The sequence below is a fragment of the Acinetobacter sp. SAAs474 genome (genome assembly GCF_032823475.1).
In the GTDB taxonomy this organism is placed as follows: domain Bacteria; phylum Pseudomonadota; class Gammaproteobacteria; order Pseudomonadales; family Moraxellaceae; genus Acinetobacter.
Genome location: NZ_CP127915.1, coordinates 2,423,499 through 2,444,350, shown reverse-complemented (window position 1 = coordinate 2,444,350; position 20,852 = coordinate 2,423,499). Strand labels below are relative to the sequence as shown.

21 protein-coding genes and 3 pseudogenes are annotated in these 20,852 nt (G+C 32.7%); 13 read left to right on the top strand and 11 right to left on the bottom strand.

The annotated features are described in order from the left end of the window. Positions 1-53 precede the first annotated feature (53 nt). The 6 genes and pseudogenes from QSG86_RS12445 (at position 54) to QSG86_RS12420 (ending at position 2,701) form a co-directional block, all read left to right on the top strand. Positions 54-575: a hypothetical protein gene (locus tag QSG86_RS12445; RefSeq protein WP_317031790.1), complete on the top strand. Its 522-nt coding sequence runs from the start codon at positions 54-56 to the stop codon at positions 573-575. A 37-nt stretch (positions 576-612) separates the two neighbouring features. Continuing rightward, positions 613-1,031, top strand: a pseudogene (locus tag QSG86_RS12440) (hypothetical protein). A gap of 74 nt (positions 1,032-1,105) precedes the next feature. Continuing rightward, positions 1,106-1,333, top strand: a complete 228-nt coding sequence (locus QSG86_RS12435) for a hypothetical protein (RefSeq protein WP_317031789.1) — start codon at positions 1,106-1,108, stop codon at positions 1,331-1,333. Then, positions 1,330-1,779 carry an XRE family transcriptional regulator gene (locus QSG86_RS12430; protein ID WP_317031788.1) on the top strand — a complete coding sequence of 150 codons (450 nt, stop codon included), beginning with the start codon at positions 1,330-1,332 and terminating at the stop codon, positions 1,777-1,779. The genes QSG86_RS12435 and QSG86_RS12430 overlap by 4 nt, the downstream gene beginning before the upstream one ends. A gap of 58 nt (positions 1,780-1,837) precedes the next feature. Continuing rightward, a pseudogene (locus QSG86_RS12425) lies at positions 1,838-2,267 on the top strand (putative metallopeptidase); the annotation flags it as partial. Beyond that, positions 2,252-2,701 (top strand): annotated as a pseudogene (locus QSG86_RS12420) (lysozyme). The pseudogenes QSG86_RS12425 and QSG86_RS12420, both read left to right, overlap by 16 nt. A gap of 116 nt (positions 2,702-2,817) precedes the next feature. On the opposite strand, the gene QSG86_RS12415 reads toward QSG86_RS12420, so the two are convergent. Continuing rightward, the gene (locus QSG86_RS12415; RefSeq protein WP_317031787.1) at positions 2,818-3,537 is read right to left on the bottom strand and encodes a GIY-YIG nuclease family protein; all 720 of its coding nucleotides are present in this window, start codon (positions 3,535-3,537) and stop codon (positions 2,818-2,820) included. Positions 3,538-3,911: 374 nt separating this feature from the next. Between QSG86_RS12415 and QSG86_RS12410 the strand changes: the two genes are divergently transcribed. Beyond that, the gene (locus QSG86_RS12410) at positions 3,912-4,502 is read left to right on the top strand and encodes a uracil-DNA glycosylase family protein (protein ID WP_317031786.1); all 591 of its coding nucleotides are present in this window, start codon (positions 3,912-3,914) and stop codon (positions 4,500-4,502) included. Positions 4,503-4,509: 7 nt separating this feature from the next. Here QSG86_RS12410 and QSG86_RS12405 read toward each other — a convergent pair whose 3' ends face one another. Next, entirely contained in the window at positions 4,510-4,947 is a 438-nt protein-coding gene (locus QSG86_RS12405) for a hypothetical protein (RefSeq protein WP_317031785.1), read from the bottom strand. A 102-nt stretch (positions 4,948-5,049) separates the two neighbouring features. After that, the gene (locus QSG86_RS12400) at positions 5,050-6,531 is read right to left on the bottom strand and encodes a phospholipase D family protein (RefSeq protein ID WP_317031784.1); all 1,482 of its coding nucleotides are present in this window, start codon (positions 6,529-6,531) and stop codon (positions 5,050-5,052) included. A 240-nt stretch (positions 6,532-6,771) separates the two neighbouring features. Between QSG86_RS12400 and QSG86_RS12395 the strand changes: the two genes are divergently transcribed. Then, on the top strand, positions 6,772-7,884 hold the full coding sequence (locus tag QSG86_RS12395) for an S-(hydroxymethyl)glutathione dehydrogenase/class III alcohol dehydrogenase (protein ID WP_317031783.1): 1,113 nt from the start codon (positions 6,772-6,774) through the stop codon (positions 7,882-7,884). A gap of 513 nt (positions 7,885-8,397) precedes the next feature. After that, positions 8,398-9,453 (top strand): 3-deoxy-7-phosphoheptulonate synthase, encoded by a 1,056-nt coding sequence (locus QSG86_RS12390; RefSeq protein WP_317031782.1) that lies wholly within the window; start codon positions 8,398-8,400, stop codon positions 9,451-9,453. 92 nt (positions 9,454-9,545) lie between these two features. Here the strand turns inward: QSG86_RS12390 and gcvH are convergent, their stop codons facing one another. The 3 genes from gcvH to QSG86_RS12375 all read right to left on the bottom strand — a co-directional run bounded on the left by gcvH (position 9,546) and on the right by QSG86_RS12375 (position 12,597). Continuing rightward, a complete protein-coding gene (gene gcvH / locus QSG86_RS12385; RefSeq protein ID WP_317031781.1) occupies positions 9,546-9,920 on the bottom strand; it encodes a glycine cleavage system protein GcvH in 375 nt (124 codons plus the stop codon). Between the two features lie 276 nt (positions 9,921-10,196). Continuing rightward, on the bottom strand, positions 10,197-10,649 hold the full coding sequence (locus QSG86_RS12380) for a MaoC family dehydratase (RefSeq protein WP_317031780.1): 453 nt from the start codon (positions 10,647-10,649) through the stop codon (positions 10,197-10,199). 121 nt (positions 10,650-10,770) lie between these two features. Continuing rightward, complete coding sequence (locus tag QSG86_RS12375) at positions 10,771-12,597, bottom strand: ABC transporter ATP-binding protein (RefSeq protein ID WP_317031779.1); 1,827 nt, start codon at positions 12,595-12,597, stop codon at positions 10,771-10,773. 326 nt (positions 12,598-12,923) lie between these two features. On the opposite strand from QSG86_RS12375, the gene QSG86_RS12370 reads away from it, so the two are divergent. Continuing rightward, positions 12,924-13,070 (top strand): hypothetical protein, encoded by a 147-nt coding sequence (locus QSG86_RS12370; RefSeq protein WP_317031778.1) that lies wholly within the window; start codon positions 12,924-12,926, stop codon positions 13,068-13,070. 137 nt (positions 13,071-13,207) lie between these two features. Here the strand turns inward: QSG86_RS12370 and QSG86_RS16695 are convergent, their stop codons facing one another. Together QSG86_RS16695 and QSG86_RS12360 are read right to left on the bottom strand one after the other, a co-directional pair. Then, the gene (locus QSG86_RS16695; protein ID WP_410487498.1) at positions 13,208-13,327 is read right to left on the bottom strand and encodes a hypothetical protein; all 120 of its coding nucleotides are present in this window, start codon (positions 13,325-13,327) and stop codon (positions 13,208-13,210) included. Between the two features lie 647 nt (positions 13,328-13,974). After that, positions 13,975-14,445 (bottom strand): DUF333 domain-containing protein, encoded by a 471-nt coding sequence (locus tag QSG86_RS12360; protein ID WP_317031777.1) that lies wholly within the window; start codon positions 14,443-14,445, stop codon positions 13,975-13,977. A gap of 757 nt (positions 14,446-15,202) precedes the next feature. On the opposite strand from QSG86_RS12360, the gene QSG86_RS12355 reads away from it, so the two are divergent. Continuing rightward, positions 15,203-15,475: a hypothetical protein gene (locus tag QSG86_RS12355; protein ID WP_317031776.1), complete on the top strand. Its 273-nt coding sequence runs from the start codon at positions 15,203-15,205 to the stop codon at positions 15,473-15,475. A 607-nt stretch (positions 15,476-16,082) separates the two neighbouring features. Here the strand turns inward: QSG86_RS12355 and QSG86_RS12350 are convergent. Further along, on the bottom strand, positions 16,083-16,340 hold the full coding sequence (locus QSG86_RS12350; protein WP_317031775.1) for a Txe/YoeB family addiction module toxin: 258 nt from the start codon (positions 16,338-16,340) through the stop codon (positions 16,083-16,085). Further along, positions 16,337-16,591 (bottom strand): type II toxin-antitoxin system prevent-host-death family antitoxin, encoded by a 255-nt coding sequence (locus QSG86_RS12345; protein WP_317031774.1) that lies wholly within the window; start codon positions 16,589-16,591, stop codon positions 16,337-16,339. Before QSG86_RS12345 ends, QSG86_RS12350 begins: the two co-directional genes overlap by 4 nt. 509 nt (positions 16,592-17,100) lie before the next feature. Here QSG86_RS12345 and QSG86_RS12340 point away from each other — a divergent pair. After that, positions 17,101-17,391: a putative quinol monooxygenase gene (locus tag QSG86_RS12340; protein WP_317031773.1), complete on the top strand. Its 291-nt coding sequence runs from the start codon at positions 17,101-17,103 to the stop codon at positions 17,389-17,391. A 74-nt stretch (positions 17,392-17,465) separates the two neighbouring features. On the opposite strand, the gene QSG86_RS12335 is transcribed toward QSG86_RS12340, so the two are convergent. Further along, positions 17,466-18,716, bottom strand: a complete 1,251-nt coding sequence (locus QSG86_RS12335; RefSeq protein ID WP_410487497.1) for a mechanosensitive ion channel family protein — start codon at positions 18,714-18,716, stop codon at positions 17,466-17,468. Positions 18,717-20,022: 1,306 nt separating this feature from the next. On the opposite strand from QSG86_RS12335, the gene QSG86_RS12330 reads away from it, so the two are divergent. Beyond that, complete coding sequence (locus QSG86_RS12330) at positions 20,023-20,781, top strand: alpha/beta fold hydrolase (protein ID WP_317031771.1); 759 nt, start codon at positions 20,023-20,025, stop codon at positions 20,779-20,781. The last annotated feature ends 71 nt before the right edge of the window (positions 20,782-20,852 follow it).

Sequence of the window (20,852 nt, the reverse complement as noted above, 5' to 3'; positions counted from 1 at the left end):
TGCTTAGTATTTTAAGTACTTCGATTACTTGTGCATTTGCCGAGAAAATTCATATGCCAGTAAAACATGATTTCTCAATATCTACTGGCTACATTGGTGGTGAAGATACTTCTGGTGACACGAAAGAAAAGCTTAAAGGTTTTTTTGTAAGGGGTATTTTTGGAGTTACACCTAGTATTAATTTTTATGCAGAATACAATAAACAGAAAATAAGTATCCTAAAGTTTGATGAAGTATCTACAGGGTTTCTGTATAAGTTTTACCGTGGTAAAAAAATCAATGGATCAATTGGTAGTGGTATAGGCTATGTTTGGTTAAATCAACAATTGAAAGATCCAAATTTACCACTTACAGCTGATTTAAAACTTAAATATATATCCATACCATTGTTTATTGAAGGGGAAATCAAATTATCTGAGCATTTTTCTTATTTTGGTAATTTGAGTTATCAATGGTTATTTAATTACGATTCTAAAGTTTGTTTAACAGTAATAAGCAGACAGACAATATGCAACTTAATCCATGAGAATTCTGATAGCTTGGTGTACAAGCTGGGGATTCGATATAGTTTTTGATAATTAAATTCACTTAAAAGTAGAACCATTGATAATCATGGATATTCAAAAATACAAAGCCATAACCAATAAGAATCTCATCAGAAAAAACCTAGAACCAAACCACTGCCTAAGGCTACGTAAAAGTATTTAGAAGCTGAAGAAACTTTATTTCAAGAACTAGAAGAAAACCTTATTGGTTATCGCCGTAAATTTCAATTTGAATCAACCAGAAACTGGCGCTTTGATTTTTATATTGTGAAACTAAATCTTCTTATTGAGATTGTGGGTAGCCCTTAGGCCGTTGGTCGTGGTGGTAAGAAAATAGCAGACTCTCTCAATAAATATGATTTAGCTGAAGACATGGGTTATAGGATTGAGCGTTTTGATCCACATGCGATTGAGTCAGGACAACTGATTCGTTGGATTAATTCACAGTTAGAGAGATTAGAAGATGGTACAAACCGTTTGAAATAACTTAAATAGCATTAGTTAGATGTGTTGACACATGTCAACAATAATATATAATAAACATTCTCTAAGGATAAGATATGAAAAAATATCCAAATAAGCATATCCGAGAAGCTATTGAATATGCTGTTGAGAATGGATGGGATATTGTTGAAACGGGTAAATCAGGACATGCATTTTGCCGGTTAAAATGTATTTTAGGACATACTGAACATCAAATGAGTATTTGGAGTACGCCCAAAGATCCTGAAACGCATGCTAAACAAATCCTGCGTAAAGTGAAGCAATGTAATGGAGATGAACAATGAATACTTATCATTTTACCATTGTGGTGCGTGATGCTCGTTCAGATCTTGCAGATTTAGAAGATCACTTTTTTGAAGCGGGCTGTGATGATGCATTGTTGTGTACCTATAATGATACTATCTATTTAGAATTTGATCGCGAAGCTGATGATGCTGTGACTGCAATACGTTCAGCATTAAATGATATTCGTAAATTAGGTTACCAAGACTTAATTGTTGAAGAGCAAGGTGTTTCTACCTTATCAGAAATGGCAGAACGTGCAAGTTTAAGTCGACAAGTATTATCCCTATACGCTCTAAATAAACGTGGGGATGGGAACTTTCCAAAACCAATGTATGGACTATCTTCAAAGTCAGCGATGTATTCATGGCCAGAAGTGGCAACTTGGTTATTTAACCAAGGGAAGTTAGATAAAGCGCATTATGAAGTAGCAAGTGCTCTGGTCTAAAAAGTAAAGTTATTGATAAAACCCACATACAAAATGTGGGTTTTTTATTGGATGAAATATGGACCAGATCAGACCATTCCCACCGACTGATTTTATTGACCAAGCCTAGGAAGAGGAAGTTATTCGGCTTGCACCTGCAACAGATTTAAAAGAATGGGTAGTAGATAACTTTCTAACTGTGGGTGGTCACTTACATAATCCCGATCATGATCATATTTCTGAGCTACTTCACGATGACGAAACCTTTCTAGCGTTTGCATGGGCGTCATCTGCCACCGTGGCTAAAAAACGCATGGTATTGGGTCAATGTGAAAAGGTCATGTTTAACCCAAGGTGGTTGGAAGAAGGCAAGACAAGAACAGCAGATGCGTGATTGGTTTGGTTTTGTACCTGTTTATTTAATCACGATCGATGCCACATTTTGTGAACAAGCATCTGATCGTGATTTTTGTGCCCTCATCGAGCATGAGCTATATCACATAAGCTTATTGCATTTGATCAATCTGCTGTACAAGACATGCTAAATCTCAACACTATGATTATATCAGATCATGGTATTGCTTTGATTTGTAGCTTTGAGGGCAAGCGACTGCAAGCCTATGACGATGGTGTTGGTGTCTGGACAATTGGCTTCGGTACCACGATTTATCCGAATGGCCAAAAGGTTAAAAAAGGTGATAGCTGCACTGAAAAACAAGTCAAACAGTATATGCAAAACGATTTAAAAGCATTTGAACAGACTGTGAATGAAGCTACCATAGTTTCACTTACTTAAAATCAGTTTAATGCATTGGTATCACTGACTTATAACATCGGCTCAAGTGCATTTAAAAACTCAACACTACTTAAAAAATTAAATGCTGGTGATGTTAAAGGTGCAGCAAATCAATTTGATGTTTGGGTTAATGCCGGAGGTAAATGATTGCAAGGATTAGTTAATCGTCGTGCAAAGGAAAAGGAGTTGTTTTTGAAGTAGAGCTTGGATAAAGATGGTGGAAGCCCTTAAGTGAGGGCTTTCAACGCTTAGGTTGCTACTGGTTACTTGCCGTTTGACCCTTTTTTGCCAAATGCCGGTTTAAGTCGATAAGCTAAATCATCTTCAATCAATTGAAGAACGTCTGCAGTAATACCACCATAAACCCTAACCTCGATTTTATAGTTGCGGAAAAACCACTTATTTAACCTCAAGGCATATGTGCTATCAGCTGAGTTAATAGTATGCTCTTTGAGTCTTTTTTTGACATTTTTTTGAGATGAACCAACATATAAAGTATTGGATTTTTTGTTGACCTCATTTGCTCGGGAGCATTTTAATGATGATCCGGCTCTAAAATTTGTAAACTCCTGAAATGTAATCTCAGGATCACCGTCAACTTCTGTGATTATGTAAATAGCACTAAGGTGGTTTGGTAAAGCAAAGTTTTTAACATCACTTTGACCATTTAGGGTAAAGATATCTGTTGGTGTTTTATATTTTGCAGATGCGCAAGCAAGGGTGGTTGATAACAAATAATCATCATCTGGGGCTACAGTATTGCCAAGCATCGCACTAATTTTCATTAAATCTAAAAGTCGGTTTTTTGCTAGATCTGCAATTTGAGGTTCTATCCACTCAGGCATAACACCGCTATTTATCCAATTTTGTATGGTTTGTTTAGGTACTTGCTTACCATCTTTATTTTTAAGACTTTTGGAGAGTTGCGATTGATAAGCCTCACCAAATAATAGGTGCTCAAGTTCTTTAATATCTCTAGACATAATTGTACTAACAATATTATTAATATTTAAAATATAGTACTTATGTACTATATATGATTATTTTACTTATTTGGTGAAAAATCATTAATAATTAATGTTAATCAAAAACGATTAGCTTTGATCTATAAAATTATAGCAACTTCACCCATCCACAATATCTCACCAAAACGGCGAAATATTACATGAATAACACTTATAAAACTCTGTCATTTCGGTCAATAAAATTAAGCTTCCTAAAAACATATTGTGAAAATATTGTGAATTCTTTGTGAATGATTATTTTTTAACCACATTGGTATTCGATTTTTTCTTTATTTTTCAGCTAAAATATCTCTTAATATAAAGCATCATCCTGATCGAGGGTATAAATATAAATGACTGATAATGAAATAGAAACTCATCCATTAGAACCATTTTTACCGCCCAATGGCAAGTTATTAATGCTTGGAAGTTTTCCGCCACCGAAGACTCGTTGGAAGATGGATTTTTATTATCCGAATTATCAAAATGATATGTGGCGAATTTTTGGATTATGTTTTTTTCAAGATAAAAACTATTTTTTAGATTTAACCAATAAAAGTTATCACTTGCATAAAATCATGAATTTTTTAACAGAAAAAGGGATTGGAATATTTGATACAGCTTATCAAGTCAGACGTTTAAAGGGTAATGCTGCTGATAAATTTTTAGATATTGTTACACCAAGTAATTTACAGACTTTATTGGCTGCGATGCCAAACTGTCAGCATATCCTAACGACAGGAGATAAAGCGACAGATACTTTAATGGAATCTATGCCTACAGGTACTGCTAAACCACAAATTGGTCAATCAGTACAATGTAATTTTTCGGGTAGGCAAGTGACTTTACATCGAATGCCATCTTCATCTAGGGCTTATCCCTTGCCCTTAGACTTAAAAGCTAAAGCATATTATCAATTGTTTTTAATAGTCGGTTTATTATAGTTAGTGTTCACCCATCATACTGTACATAATCCCATAAATTTAAACGCGCTTTAATGTCTTTACGGATATTGGGTAACATGGGTAATAGTGTACCTTCTATCCATAAATTGAAGGCCATTGTGGATAGAATCTGTTGATCTGTTCCGATTAATTGAGCGCCTTTAATGATAATAGATGTATCTGAATGAGCCGGTGTCTCGATGCCTATAAATAAAATTTGTAATTCCTGCCCAGTATCGTGTAGCAACCAATCTAATTCTATTTGTATATCATGGTTAGATTTGAGTACGGCTTGACCTTTTAAGTATTCAGAATCTATTAAACAGTCATATTCAACACGAATTTTTGCTAAAAACCAGACTTGTTGTTCAAGCTCTTTGAGTGTTAAAAATGGGGTAATAATATCACTTAAATTAAGTTGACGATGTAAATCAAAGAATTGCATTAAAACCAATACACCATATGCGGCAGATGAAATCGAGTAATATTATAAAACAAAATAGCGATAACGGCTCAATAATGTGTATAGATTGTCATTAATTTGTAATTACATCATCCATTCAATTGGTAGGAATGAAACACATCTAATAGCAAATCTCTGAAATTTAGTGGTTTGTGGTTCTTTAGTATGATAAATAATCGTGCCATTTTCTTTATGATCTAACCAAAATAGTTTACCTTTATCGTTGAGTTTTAATTCATAAGCAACTTTGTGTAATTGATCGTTAAGTGTATTTGAAATTTGATCTTGTAGGATATTTGATTCAATGACGAGACCAACCTCAGTATTTAGTCGAACAGAGCGTGGATCAAAATTAAATGAACCAATAAATACGATGCCGTCTATATCAAAAAATTTGGCATGTAAGCGTGATGCATTTTTGCCTTTAGCAGGAATTACATTTCCTGTGGCAACTTCATACCAAGTACGTTTTTTACGTTCAATATAGGGTTTAAATTCATATAGTTTGACACCAGCAGCCAAAAGTTTTTTACGATACTTTTGATAAAATGCATGAACCACAGGCACATCATTGGCTAAATAGGAATTGGTGAGAATACGGACGTGTGTGTTTTGCTTACGTAAGCCGACTAAATACTCTAGGCCATTTTGTCTTGGTACAAAATATGCAGAAACGAGTTCAATTGATTTTTTAGGTTTACCGATAATACTTAACATTTGTGTCGAAATTAACTCTTCTATTTTGGCTTTACCCCTAATTTTATTTGGTGTATCGGCAATAAAGTGGGCTTTTGCCCAACGAATAGGGCTATGTTGCAGTTTTTCTCGAATAATATATTCAGCGTGTTCTAATTGCTTTTCAAATTGAGTGAGTCTTAAATGATCAAGCTCATAGCGATATTTTAATTGTTGAAAATCTTCAGCAGTTCCTATTTTGATTAGTTCCGTAATGCAATAACTCAATGAGTCTTGCCAGAATTGTTGGAATACATTATTAGCTTGTGACGTTGCTGGTCCAAAAAATAAAACATCCAGATCTGCAAATTGAAACTCACCACCCGCATCAAAATATTCACGGCTAATATTTCGACCACCCGTTACAGCAATTTTATTATCACCAATAATAAGTTTATTGTGCATACGATGATTAATATGTTTAAAGCGAAAGATATAATCAAGAAGGCGTAGTTTCCTAAATTTATATGGATTGAAAATCTTAATATTAAAATTAGGATGTAATGCGAGTAGTTTTAACGTGGAATCTAATTGTGTGCCATTCTGATCATCAATTAATAAACGTATTTTGACTCCACGATCTGCTGCTTTTAATAAATCAGAGAGTAAAAGTTGACCAATAGAATCATTTTTCCAAATATAATACTGTAAATCGATTGTGAATTTAGCATTGTTAATAATATGTCGTCGTGATGCGATACTTAAAAAAGCATCATTTAAAGGTAAAAATGCTGTTAAACCTTTAGATAATTCAACCTTAAAATTTTTTTCATGGATCCAATAGGTTGCATCATTATCTGTAAGATGAGTTATGTTTTTAGGTCGTTTCATAATACACACATCTTTTGTTTATTAAAAAATAATCAAAGCTAAAGTGAAAAGCAAGTCAGGACCATTATTCATTACATCAAATAAGATTGCTGTAAGTGAGAAATTACTTATAAAATGGTCATACTTGTTAAATATGCTTTTATATAAAATGCAAGAGATATGAATTGTCTCTGTCATTTATTTTAATTGCTATTTCCATCTTTTCACGCATATGTGTCTATGTGCAAGGATATATTTTAGATGAAATCACGTGCAGCGGTTGCCTTTGCTCCTGGACAACCATTAGAAATTGTTGAGATAGATGTTGCCCCTCCTAAAGCGGGCGAAGTTCTGATTAAAATTACACATACTGGAGTTTGTCATACAGATGCTTTTACATTATCTGGTGATGATCCCGAGGGTGTATTTCCTGCTGTTTTAGGTCATGAAGGTGCAGGTATTGTTATTGAGGTGGGTGAAGGGGTTACCAGTGTTCAGCCAGGTGATCATGTTATTCCACTCTATACAGCTGAATGTGGCGAATGTTTATTTTGTAAATCTGGTAAAACAAATTTATGTGTTGCTGTTCGTGCTACGCAAGGTAAAGGATTAATGCCAGATGGTACGACACGTTTTTCATATAATGGGCAACCAATTTATCATTATATGGGCTGTTCGACCTTTTCAGAATATACCGTTGTTGCGGAAGTTTCATTGGCAAAAATTAATCCAGATGCAAATCCGGAGCAAGTTTGTTTACTCGGTTGTGGCGTAACCACAGGTTTGGGCGCCGTGAAAAATACGGCTAAAGTTCAAGAAGGCGATACGGTTGCGGTATTTGGTTTAGGTGGTATTGGTTTAGCTGTAGTACAAGGGGCAAAAAAAGCCAAAGCCAGCCGAATTATTGTGGTGGATACCAATCCTGACAAATTTAACTTGGCAAAAGAATTTGGTGCAACAGATTTTGTCAATCCTAAGGATTATGCGCAACCTGTACAGCAAGTTATTGTTGAAATGACGGGTTGGGGAGTAGATCACTCCTTTGAGTGTATTGGTAATGTGAATGTAATGCGTTCTGCCTTGGAATGTGCACATCGTGGTTGGGGACAATCTGTGATTATTGGTGTTGCTGGCGCTGGTCAAGAAATTTCTACACGACCATTTCAGTTAGTGACTGGTCGTACATGGAAAGGCACTGCTTTTGGAGGCGTAAAAGGCCGCTCTGAATTACCTGGTATGGTTGAAGAAGCAATGCAAGGTGATATTCAGTTGGCACCATTTGTGACACATACTATGAGTTTAGATCAAATTAATCATGCATTTGATTTGATGCATGATGGAGAGTCTATTCGTTCCGTTGTACATTTTGACTGAATAAGATCATTGGTTTAGTCGATAAGATAAATAGTGATTTTTTGATCACTGTTTATCAATTTAGAAGACTATAAATGTTTATCTACAAGATTAATAGATGAATCAATTCGTTATTAAATTGAGAAAAATTTTAAAAAGATCTTGTCAAACATGTAAAGAATGCGTATTTTAGAGATCAGTTAAGATTAAATTAGATCTTTGGAACATGCAAAAGCAACCTATACAACATACAAACGCATATTATTATTTTTGGCAGTTTATGTAGTTGCCTGAATGCGTTCGGGCAAAATTAGGTTGCCCACCAGTATAAACCTGATCGGCAACCCGGTTGGGTTTTTTTGTATCTGCAGATTTTATACATTGAGGAAAATTGAAATGAAAACTTATAACATTGCCTACTTTAGTAACTTTTATTGGTTTAGTTTTTTTAACATGATCTTATGTTCCAATAGACCCAATATGCTCAAATAAAAGTTCGGATTGCTTGATAATGCAATCCTTAAGGAAATATTTATGAATGCTTCAGTAAATACATTAGAAAAAACAATTACCAAAGAAACATCACTTGTTTCACCGCTGCAATTAAAACAAATGCTGCAATTACCCGAGCATTTAATCAAACAAATTCAACATCATCGTCAAATTGTTACCAATATTTTAAATGGTCAAGATCATCGATTAATGGTTATTATTGGTCCATGTTCAATTCACGATCCAGTTGCTGCAATTGAGTACGCTGAAAAATTATTAAAATTACAAACTCAAGTAGCTGATCAAATTTTCTTTGTAATGCGAGCATATATTGAAAAACCTAGAACGACGATAGGTTGGAAAGGTTTTTTATATGATCCGCATTTAGATGGTTCTGCAGATATGCAAAGTGGTTTAGAACAATCTCGTGCATTATATTTGCAATTAATTGAAATGGGATTGCCACTAGCATCAGAATTATTAAGCCCTATGGCAACAGCATATTTTGATGATCTTTTAACTTGGGGGGCTATTGGTGCACGCACAAGTGAATCACAGATTCATCGTGAGATTTCAAGTTATATGCCATATAGTATTGGCTTTAAAAATGGAACGGATGGCTCCATTCAGATTGCATTAGATGCGATTCAATCGGCATCACGTCCTCATCAATTTTTAGGCTTAGGTCAATCTGGTACAGTAAGTTTACTTGAATCTAAAGGTAATTTAAAAGCACATTTAATTTTGCGTGGGGCTAATTCAGGACCAAATTATAGCTTAGTTGAAATTGAAAAAATGAAGCAAATGATGACGACAGCATTCCCTGCATTTGTGATTGATTGTAGTCATGGTAATAGTCATAAAAATCCATTACTACAACCTGATGTATTAAAAAAGATTATTGCAGAACGCCCTCTTAGCCATGTACGTGGCGTCATGTTAGAGAGTTATTTATATGATGGTGCACAGAAAATATCAACACAAATGACTTATGGTCAATCTGTTACAGATGGTTGTTTAGGTTGGGAAAAAACTCAGCAGTTATTACTTGATGTAGCGAAGCAATTACATCAGCAGTCACTTAAGTTAAGTGCTTAATTTAATCAAATAATTGCATAAAAAGCCTCATAGTATTTGAGGCTTTTTAGCATATGATTATCACAATTTGTATATTCAGTTGGATAATAGAATTATAATCCTGCTTCGTATTCTGTATTTGACAGCAATTTTTCTACGTCTGTTATATTATCTGGTCTAATTTTATAGATCCAACCTTTTGCATAAGGTTCATCATTAACAAAATCTGGATCATCTTCCAAGTTTGTATTGACTTCAACTACTTCACCTGAAATAGGTGCGTGAATATCAGATGCCGTTTTTACAGACTCTACTACACCAGCCTGTTCACCAGCTTGGAGATGTTGACCTATTTCAGGTGCTTCTACATAAACTAAATCACCTAAGGCATCTTGCGCATGATCAGAAATACCCGTTACAACCAGATCACCTTCAATACGTACCCATTCATGTGTCGTTGCATATTTTAAGTCTGAAGGATGATGCATGAGATTAGCTCCTCAAAAGTCTTGAATTTATTTGCCATGATTTATACATGCTTTTAATCTAAAACAAAAGTTATATGACGTCTTAAATAGGCGAATTGATGGATATAAATAGTATTCAGGGTTGTTTTTAAACTATTTTTATATTTTTTCTTAAATCGTAATATAGATGATCGTGTTAATTTATTTAATGATTAAATCAGTACTGTATTGAGATGAAATGCAATTATGGCTGTATGGTGAGAGTATAGATACAATCACCAACACCATCATTCTGTATTAATCTAAATCCTGTATTTCTCGTTTGAATACGACAATACGCGTCGTAGAAATTAATACGGGTTGATTATGTTGATTTAATACCTGTGTGGTATAGCCAACAATAGCACGATCATTTTTATTTTTAGACGGCGTGATAGAATCAATGGTCACTTCAACATGAATTTTGTCTCCTGGACGTGTGGGTCTAGGCCAACGTACCGATGTATCTGCTCCAACCAAACCATGAGCAATTGGAATAGATTCAGTCCATAATCGCATCATAACTGCAGATGTATGCCAACCACTTGCGGCTAGACCTTGAAATATAGGATGTTCTGAGGCTAAGTCTTCATGTAAATGAAAAGGTTGCGGATCATAGCGTTCTGCAAACTGCTTAATCTCTTCTAATGTCATTTCATATTCACGACTTTTAAACTGGTCACCTACTTGAATATCTTCCAAATACAGCATGTATTTACATCCTTGTTTATTTTTAACTTAAATATTCACATTACCTGATGTATTTGGGGAAAACAAATAAATTATCTGATCTGATGAAGACAGTTTCATATTTTGTTTTTAAACCAAGAAATTATTCTTCCATGAGAAAACCACCTGTCTGTCTACGCCATAATTGTGCATAAATACCATTTTTAGCGATTAATTCCTCATGTGTGCCTTGTTCTACAATTTGACCTTGATCTAAGACGATCAACCGATCCATTTGAGCAATTGTCGATAAACGGTGTGCAATCGCGATAACGGTTTTATTTTGCATTAACTCATCTAAGCTAGATTGAATAGCCGCTTCAACTTCAGAATCTAATGCACTGGTCGCTTCATCTAGAATAAGAATAGGTGCATCTTTCAAGAAAACACGTGCAATTGCAATACGTTGGCGTTGGCCACCCGAAAGTTTGACACCTCTTTCGCCGACATATGCTTGATAGCCTTTACAACCGCGTAGATCAATTAAGTTTGGAATAAATTCTGTCGCTTGAGCTTTATTGACTGCGACAAACATTTCTTCATCAGATGCATTTGGACGGCCATATTTAATATTTTCTTCTACAGTTCGATGGAGTAGAGAGGTATCTTGGGTAACAAGTGCAATATTTTTTCTTAAGCTATCTTGAGTAACATTTGCTATATCTTGTCCATCAATTTTAATACAGCCATGTTGAGTTTGATAAAAATGTAGTAACAATTGAATGAGTGTCGATTTACCAGCACCAGAACGGCCTACGATCCCAATTTTTTCGCTAGGTTGAATGGTTAAATTTAGTTTGTTGATGACATTTTTATCATGATAGGCGAAGCTGACATTTTCAAACTCTATTTTGCCATGTGTCACATGTAATTCAGGCGCATTTGGTTGGTCTTGAATACTAATGGGGCGTCCTAAAGTTTTAATACCATCTTGAATGGTACCGACATTTTCAAATAATGCAGAACTTTGCCACATAATGAATTCAGCAATACTATTGAGCTTTAATATCATTGCTGTTGCGGCTGCAATTACACCTACATCAATCTGACCATTCATCCATAGCCAAATTGCAGTGCCTAAAACGCCGCCGTAAAGTATGATCGTAAGTAAACTCAAGCTTAAGTCATAGTATGTACCTAAGCGCATTTGTTTATATACAGTCGTCATGAATTCTTTCATGGATGCTTTAGCATATTGACTTTCACGCCCAGCATGTGCAAAAAGTTTAACTGTTTGAATGTTGGTATAAGCATCTGTGACACGACCTGTCATGACTGCACGTGCATCTGCTTGTTCATTGGCAACCTTGCTGAGTTTAGGAATAAAAAACAATGCGGAACTAATAAAACAAATGAGCCAAATAAAAAGTGGAATCATGAGCCAAGGAGAAATTGCTGCAAAAACAATGCTTACAGTAATGAAATAAACCAAAACATAGGCCAGCATATCACCGAGAATAATCCAAAATTCACGGACTGCTAAAGCCATTTGCATGACTTTAGCAGATAATCGTCCTGCAAAATCATTATGAAAAAAATCGATACTTTGCTGTAATAATAAGTTATGAAAGCGCCAGCGTAGGCGCATTGGAAAAGTACTATATAAAATTTGATGTTTAATCACGGACTGTAAACTGGAAAACCCAATATTGGCAAATAAAATCAAAGAAAGAACCACCAGATTCATTTGGTGTTGTTGTAAGAAAGTATCTGGTTGGCTCTGGCTAATCCATGTGACTAGATTCCCGATATTGGCATAAAGTAATGCTTCAAAAGTCGCTGCACCTGCAGAACATAGCACTAATATGAATAAATAAGGGTGTACACCTTTTGCTGTTTCCCAAACAAATGAAAAAAAACGTGTTGGTAGTGGTTTTAATAAATGATCTGTTGGATAAGGATCTAATAATTTTTCAAACCACTTCAACATAATAAAATTCCTTTGAATAACAATAATATGGGATTAAAAAACCGATAAATTTATAATGATAAATAGTATTTTACGCGTAAATTCAGGCAAAATGAAATTTGTTTAAAATCCTTCTATAATCCCTATGAATAGGTTTATATTTGCCCCTTGAATTGCCTCACAATGGCAAAATTAGTGAAGGGGAACATATGGGTTCAGTTTTCAGCCGAATATTATTAGAAGAGATTTTAAAGTATAGAACAGCCATTTGTATCCAGCGTAAAGATGTCCCTCCATTTATAGAAAGCAAAGCCTTGAGTAGCGAACGTATTGCGTTAAGCTGATTGGTGCAATTTGAACGTAAAATTAAAAATAATCCGAATGTTTTACATGGTAATCAAAATGATATGAATTTGACACTGTTGGATGTGATTAATTTATATCTAACTGAAACAGAAGGTATTTATAGCCAAACTAAAATTAATGTATGGTGACTCATTAAAAAATCTCCGATTGTGCAAAGTGCGTTATCAATATAGCTGACATGAGTCATGGTAAACGCTGCAGTACAATATTTCACCTAAAAAAATAATTTCATTAACTTTTCATGAAATGCTTCATTTGATTCATATTAATAATAAAGTATTTTAAATTCTATATTGGTCAGTTCTCGTTCTGTATCTAGTACATCAGCAAGATCTCTAATATGAATTAGAAATGCTGTACGATTACTTTTGTCTAATTTAAATATGGCAAAATCTGTTACGCCGTAACTATCTAGATATGCAGCAAAATTAAAACTGACTTGAAATAGGAAAATTAATCATCAACTTTGACCACTGCACTGCTGATGTTATTTCGGAAGGCTTGCAGTACTTATACGCTATAGGTGGTAGGTTGATCAATACTGTAATCAGGCTGAGAGATACCTTATTCAGTAATAGTGAGAGCTGTGGTAATGTTATCAAAAATTAAACGATTTTAAAATTAGAAAATCGAATCACCTTGAAACGAGGAGATTTTTTATGAAAATATCTAAATATTCAGATAGCTTAATTATGAGTATTTAAAAGCAAGCTGAAGGAAGCAGAAACACCTGCTAATAGGCCGGATTACGTGAGTGATTTAATGGATCTAGTGAAAATAACATGAGATTCAGTATTATTTACTCAACTAGGTTATCCTCAATAGAATGGCTTAGGTTGAACGTTTTAACCGAATAGTGTGTGATGAATGTCTAATCAGTATTTATTTGCAGATATTGATGATAGCGAAAACGGTACAATAGCATGGCAGTACTTTTATTATCATGAAAGATCACATATGGCAGTTGATGGTAGCCCCCCCTAATTTTAAACAATAATCAATAAAGAGGGTATTACCAATCTATTTCTTAAATTAATGCAATTCCATTTTCGAATCTTCCTGAACATCTAATACACCATCAATTTTCTTGAGTTGTTTGGTACTTTCTTGGGTCGCTGACTGTGGAATAGAGACTACTATAATATTTATGTTCTTTAAAGCGTAAATGATTTGTATTTTTTGTGCTTCAATTACTTTAAGAACATTTTGTTTTTTAGGTACATCGTAACTAATAATTAGATTTTTTTGATTCTCTTGATGTGCAGACCTATAAAGTTGCCATTCATCAATGATTGTACCGTCAGATCGTTTACAGTAACCAACTTCATTTCCAGAAATATCTTGTTTCGTGATAGACGATCCACCTATTTGCTCACAATAAATACTTGCTGGATTAGCCATGCCAATAATAGGTTTTGTTAATGTGTTATTCGCTGGTGAAGAAGTACAAGAAGATAATAGGGTAAATACAATTAATGATGTTCCGATAAGAATCTTGTTCATAAGAAATTACAAATAGTTTGTCAGCATTTAACTATATAGCAGACAAAGGGTTAGTGTGGTGCTGATGAATATCTATTTAAAAGAAAACTGAGCTAATAGCTATTAATTGCTTGTTCTTTAAATTCTGTACTTGAGTGCTATATCGCCAAGCTAAGCTATTTTCATGCTTCAAAAGTTAAGATCATGTTGAAAGCAAGTTTTGCTTGTCTGTTATTTACAGCATAGAGGTAAATAATTATAGAGCTTTTTGTTGATATTATTGCTGATACAAATACTGTGGATAATGTTGAATATTATAGACTTTAATACATATTTGTTTAATAAAACATCAAATGGATAGAATATTTGAAAATTATAATATTTTTGATTATTTTTTAATCAAAAAATTTAGTAAAAAACTTGCACTTATTATTAAAAATAGTTAATTTTAATGTAGAGAGTTTTAAAGCTTAATATATATTAAGATATTGTTTTGTAATGTTTTATTGTACACCTCAGCCACGTGAGTGGCCTTGCTCAAGTGAGTGAATGCCCTGATATTATTAGGGTGTTTTTTTGAGAAAAAGACATGATATTTAATTTATATTCGTTGAATATTATCCTATTAAAGCCGTGTTGCAATTCTCAATAATGTCTTACACAAATTCAGTTGTATAAGTAATACTCGTTAATGAAATAATACAAAAATCAAATTCATTTAAAAGTACTTAAATAACAATTTGTATTATTATAAAAAAAATTAAATAGGTTACATATTATGAAAAATGTTATAAAACATATTATTGCAATAAAAAATACACAAGGTGATTTTGAGTTCATTGCTTCTCCAACTCCAGATAGTTATACCCTTCAAGAAAATGTACAACATAAGAAAGTATTACACTTGAATCATGGTGGTGAGGAATATAGAGTGTATTGTGATGATAATTTAACAGATCAAGAGTTACAAAAATTAAAGAATGATTGGCTCAAAATAGATATTGATATCTTGAAAATTAATTTAGTCACTGATCAGACTGATTTAAAATAAAATATATAAAAACCTCTTTAAGGAAGTTTTTGTTGCTGACAAAGGTCTTACATTTTTGTAAGACCTTTTATAATAGCATTATGCTGAAATATCAATCTACTTAACAAGAACTCGAAATGGTCACATTCGATCGTCTATAAGCGTTGCCAGCCCTATTCTGTTAGAGAGTAATGTATTATACAAAGTCCAAAATATAATCAAAGTAATGACTCGCCGTGTCTGGAAGGATAGTAAGGATCGAATGAATGAAAGGTTAAATCCACAAGGTAAAAGATCTACGTCAGACCGAAGGAGACAGTAGAAAGAAGCTTTGTAGATGAAAAATTATATGGACATCGTTATGCATGTTTCCAGGGACTTTCACCCGTGATGCAACAATACTTATTGGCAGTGACTGCACCAAATATAAAGAAGATCACCCTATAGCTATAAAAAATCTCTTTTATCTTATTTTTGAGTCACAAATAGGCTTAAAAACATATACTATTAAGAATTAAAAGTTAAATAACAAGATCCCTATGCATATTTTAAATAGACATTGATTCTTTTTTCTACTTGGAACGTAATTTTAGGTATTAAATTTTTCAAAAAATTCAATTTATAAATCTTAATCATAATGATAACGGCAAGATATAATCAGGATTTTCTGATCTAAAACCTCATAAACAAGACGATTTGTTTTATCTATTCTTCTTGAGCAGAAATCACTTAAATATAATTTAAGTGGCTCAGGTTTGCCAATACCTTCAAATGGTGATCTTATAACATCCTTAATTAGTAAATTAATTCGTTTTAAAGTCTGTTTGTCGGTAGATTGCCAATTTAGATAATCATTCCAAGCTTCATCTGTCCAACTCAAAATCATTCTTCAATCAACTCATGTTGACTAATTTTTCCTGACTTAAATTGTGCAATAGATTTCATTAAATGAGCTGCATTGGTTGGGCTACTCATTAAGTATGCTGTTTCTTCATAGGCATTGAAATCTTCAAGGCTAATTAAAACAGCAGTCTGGTTATTTTTCCGAGTTACAAGTACAGGAGAATGGTCGTCAATAACACCATCGAGTACAGTTGCTAGGTTTTTCCTTAAATCAGAATAAGTCACAACTTTCATTTACGGACCCTTAAAAAGTACAAATATTTATACATATATTTGTACGTATATTTTTTTGATTCAATCCAATTTTTATAGAAATTGTATCAATACAAATCTGCAATGGTGTCATTTGATTCTTGACTAATAACAGTGCTAATTGGCAAGTACTCATCTTTTATTATGCCTAACTAACGCAAGAATAGGTGCCAAAGTGAAAGTTCATTTTGCAATCTCCAGATTAAAATTGAGTCTAACTGGGTGTGCATCATTACTCTGTGACATCTAATATTTGAATTTAGTATATCTTTACTTTTCAATAATTTATTTAAATTAAATGTATAAATTTCAATAATATAAATTAAGAATTTTATTTAAATTTCTAGAAAATAGTTAATTTGTTTGAAAGCTACCTATAATTTTATATCTATAGTTTGTGCTACTTCTAATTTATATTGATGCATTATTTTACGATATATTAGCCATGTTGATTATTTGGGTTTTCTGGATATGTTAGGAGGTGATAAAAGATGTTAACACTCATTGCGGAAGATTTTATTGAAGCTGATAAAGTTGAACTAGTATTACCGCTCTATAAAGAGCTGGTTGAAAAGACCAGAAATGAAAGCGGCTGTATATTATATGAACTACATCAAGATATTAAAAATATAGGTCATTTTATTTTTATTGAAAAATGGCTTGATCGAAATGCGCTAGATTTACATGTGGAATCTGAACATTTTCAAACATTAGTACCACAAATCGATCAATATAAAATTAAAGATGGCAAGTTTACACATATGCATCAGTTAGACATATAAAGCTAGCAAACAGTAATTTTTGTGAATATGCACCTATAGGATGTCATGTCATTTCCTATAGGCACAATACGTTTTTACATTGATGTTATTTGATCTTGGATTTTATTGGTCATTAATTGTAAATCCGATCCAGAAGGTGCTTGATAAATTTTTAAACCAAATTCCGGAACAATTGCAATTAAATGATCAAAGATGTCAGATTGAATATTCTCATAATTACTCCATACGGTTGTATTGGTAAATGCGTAAATTTCTAAAGGTATTCCTTGGCTAGTTGGCTGTAATTGTCGTACGATCAGTGTTGCATTGTTACTGATACCTTCATGCTGTTTTAAATAAAACTCGATATAAGCACGAAATGTTCCTAAATTTGTTAGGCGTCGTTGATTTAACTTGGCTGGATTAGAGAGTTGTTGATTAAATTGATTAAGTTCTTCAATCTTAAGGTCAATATATTGATTAAGTAATAAAAAGTCTTTTAATTTACTTTGCATTTCCTGTGTCATGAAATGTACTGAACTTTGATCAATAAATAGAGAACGCTTAATTCGTCTCATTCCTGACTCAGACATACCTCGCCAGTTTCGAAAAGTATCTGTTACTAATTTATTGGTTGGAATCGTTGTTAAGGTTTTATCAAAATTTTGGACGGTAATGGTATGTAATGACATATCAACAACATCGCCATCTGCATTTAACGATGGCATTTCAATCCAATCACCAATGCGAATCATATCATAGGATGAAATTTGAATAGCAGCGACAATTGATAAGATGGTATTTTGAAATACCAACATCATGACCGCAGCCATGGCGCCAAATCCTGCGAGAAGGGTAAATATATCCTTTTTAAGAAAGGTACCCAAGATACTTAAAATACATACAATAAAAATAATGAGTTTAATCAGTTGTAAATAGCCTTTAATTGGCTTATTTTTAAATTTAGAATTTTTTTGATAGGCAAGATTAAAAATATTTAATAGATCTGAAATTGCCAAAGCAATAGTAAGAAAGATAAATGCTTGAGTTAGCATTTTGACTAGTGAAGTAATTTCAGTAGGTAAATAAGGAACGGTAGCAATTCCATACATGATCACTAAAGCTGGTGCAATATTGGCAATCCTGCTAATAACACTATGTCCTTCAAATATATCTTGATTGACAAAATGCATTTGTGAAATTAGCTTCTTTAAACCACGAACAATAATATGTTTGGCAATGTAGTTTATAATCAGTGCTAAAGCGATTACAATTGATAGGGACGTTAGTAAATCTATCCATTGATACCGATCTATCCAAGTTTGAAGTTGCTCTAAAAGCGTTATATTTTGCAAACCATCTCCTCTTATAGATTTCAAGTTGTTTACTTCATGTTAATTATTAAAATAGCAAAATAGTTTGTTGCATATACTGATATTAAAAAAATCTTACTAAATTTATTCATAATCTAACGATGTTAGAAATAAAAATACTGCTAAATGATAGCGCTGTAAGATTTAGCAAAAATAAGCTTTAAGTAGGATTAATCGAGTTGATTGTTTAGTCATATGATTGATTTTCTGTTAATGCAAAATAGAAAAACGGACATGATTTTTCCGATAGATACAATGGTTTATTTTAGTTTAATTAAATAAAAAAGTCGAGTTGTCTCAAAAATTACCGGGAAAACACTTGATTGAATCAATAAATTAATTAAAAAATATTAACAATATTGTATTGGTTGTGATCTTTATCGATTTAAAATGCTTAAAAATTTCATGCTAGAAACTCTGATTCAGATATTCTACGGCTGACGTATTTGCTCATATGACTAAAACTCACGGATAGCTGCTTTAATTTACAATAATAACTTTTAGGAGAGGAGGGATAATTTGTTAACCTAACAGCAGATTACAAAATAAATAGCCATAAAAATATTTGTTTGATTTTAGGATAGAGAATAACTGCTCATCATGCATCTATAAATGATTATTTTGAAGCAAGATCATTATCTTATGATTCATATTAAAATAGCCTAAGCAATTAAAACAAAGCGCATTTGCTTATTACCCTTAATAAATAGCCTAAGTAAATTTTTAAAATTCAATAAGAAAAAAGAAGAAGACTGCCTTTAATTGAAATTCATACACATAAGTAAAAGTTGTTATCAAAAACGAAAGAGGGGCTTGTTTTGAGGGCATAAACGTACATAAAGAAGTATAAACCCCAGCTAAATATCCTTTAATACTTTTCGCTTTACCGTTAACCACATGATATTTTTCTTTTATTATACGGCTTTAAGTGATATTCATCTGCTAATGCTACCCAATATTCTCTCAGTAAGAAAAAAGTACGTGTCTAATAATGGTTCTGGTAAGCTTTCATCAGCATCAGTAGTAATGTTGCTTTAGTAAAAATAAAATGCTTTATTTAATTTTCGAAAAAGATCCCAGTTAGAGGAAAATAAAGCTAATTTTTTATTCTATATAATAATTCAATATATATCAATAATTTAAGTGCTTATTAGAATATTAATGGAATCATATATCCTTAACATTTTTTATATTAATAGTATTAAAATTTAACATTAAAAATAGCCTAAGCAAATTTTAATGTTAAAATAATAAAATCAAATTAATGGAAAATATCAAAATGCAACTAAATTATGAATACCAGAAAAATGAAAAAAGTAGTGAAAATATTATTCTTATTCATGGCTTATTTGGGAGTTTAAGTAATCTAGGAATGCTTGCAAGAGAGTTTTCCAAAAAATACAATGTAATTCAAGTTGATGTCCGTAATCATGGTAAATCTAACCATTCACCAGAAATGAATTATAGATTAATGGCTGAAGATATTATTGAAACTTTACGAAGCCTAAATATTGAACAAAGTATTGTTATAGGGCACTCAATGGGAGGAAAAATTGCAATGACATTAGCTGCACTTATTCCTAAAAAAATTAAAAAATTAATCGTATTAGATATTGCACCATATGCATATAAAGAAAATCATCATAATCAAATATTTAAAGCACTTTTTTCTGTAAAAAATGCACAAGTAAAATCACGTCAAGAAGCAATCGAAATAATGAAAAATGATATTAATGAAGATATGGTCATCCAGTTTTTACTTAAATCTTTTTCTCGTGACCATTGGTTATTTAACGTAGATGCATTATATGAAAACTATTCTAATATTTTGTCTTGGGATGCGATGCATACTAATGTTGAAACCTTATTCATTCGTGGTGGAAATTCGCCATATATTCAAAAACAGGAATATATTACTGCAATTCAACAGCAATTTAATAATTCAACTTTAAAAACAGTTCATAATGCTGGTCATTGGTTACATGCAGAACAAACAACTGAAGTAATTGCATTAATTAAAGACTTCATTGAAGAATAATAAATTAAATATCATAAAGTGTCCGTAACGTAAAATTACGGCGGACACATCGGATCGTTTTCAATAATACA

Coding starts and splice junctions, on each gene's coding strand:
- QSG86_RS12375 (WP_317031779.1), bottom strand. CDS start 12,597: ATGTTGAAGTGGTTTGAAAAATTATTAGATCCTTATCCAACAGATCAT.
- QSG86_RS12395 (WP_317031783.1), top strand. CDS start 6,772: ATGAAATCACGTGCAGCGGTTGCCTTTGCTCCTGGACAACCATTAGAA.
- QSG86_RS12430 (WP_317031788.1), top strand. CDS start 1,330: ATGAATACTTATCATTTTACCATTGTGGTGCGTGATGCTCGTTCAGAT.
- QSG86_RS12435 (WP_317031789.1), top strand. CDS start 1,106: ATGAAAAAATATCCAAATAAGCATATCCGAGAAGCTATTGAATATGCT.
- QSG86_RS12340 (WP_317031773.1), top strand. CDS start 17,101: ATGTTAACACTCATTGCGGAAGATTTTATTGAAGCTGATAAAGTTGAA.
- QSG86_RS12400 (WP_317031784.1), bottom strand. CDS start 6,531: ATGAAACGACCTAAAAACATAACTCATCTTACAGATAATGATGCAACC.
- QSG86_RS12360 (WP_317031777.1), bottom strand. CDS start 14,445: ATGAACAAGATTCTTATCGGAACATCATTAATTGTATTTACCCTATTA.
- QSG86_RS12445 (WP_317031790.1), top strand. CDS start 54: ATGCCAGTAAAACATGATTTCTCAATATCTACTGGCTACATTGGTGGT.
- QSG86_RS12350 (WP_317031775.1), bottom strand. CDS start 16,340: ATGATTTTGAGTTGGACAGATGAAGCTTGGAATGATTATCTAAATTGG.
- QSG86_RS12330 (WP_317031771.1), top strand. CDS start 20,023: ATGCAACTAAATTATGAATACCAGAAAAATGAAAAAAGTAGTGAAAAT.
- QSG86_RS12380 (WP_317031780.1), bottom strand. CDS start 10,649: ATGCTGTATTTGGAAGATATTCAAGTAGGTGACCAGTTTAAAAGTCGT.
- QSG86_RS12415 (WP_317031787.1), bottom strand. CDS start 3,537: ATGTCTAGAGATATTAAAGAACTTGAGCACCTATTATTTGGTGAGGCT.
- QSG86_RS12345 (WP_317031774.1), bottom strand. CDS start 16,591: ATGAAAGTTGTGACTTATTCTGATTTAAGGAAAAACCTAGCAACTGTA.
- QSG86_RS12390 (WP_317031782.1), top strand. CDS start 8,398: ATGAATGCTTCAGTAAATACATTAGAAAAAACAATTACCAAAGAAACA.
- QSG86_RS12355 (WP_317031776.1), top strand. CDS start 15,203: ATGAAAAATGTTATAAAACATATTATTGCAATAAAAAATACACAAGGT.
- QSG86_RS12410 (WP_317031786.1), top strand. CDS start 3,912: ATGACTGATAATGAAATAGAAACTCATCCATTAGAACCATTTTTACCG.
- gcvH (WP_317031781.1), bottom strand. CDS start 9,920: ATGCATCATCCTTCAGACTTAAAATATGCAACGACACATGAATGGGTA.
- QSG86_RS12405 (WP_317031785.1), bottom strand. CDS start 4,947: ATGCAATTCTTTGATTTACATCGTCAACTTAATTTAAGTGATATTATT.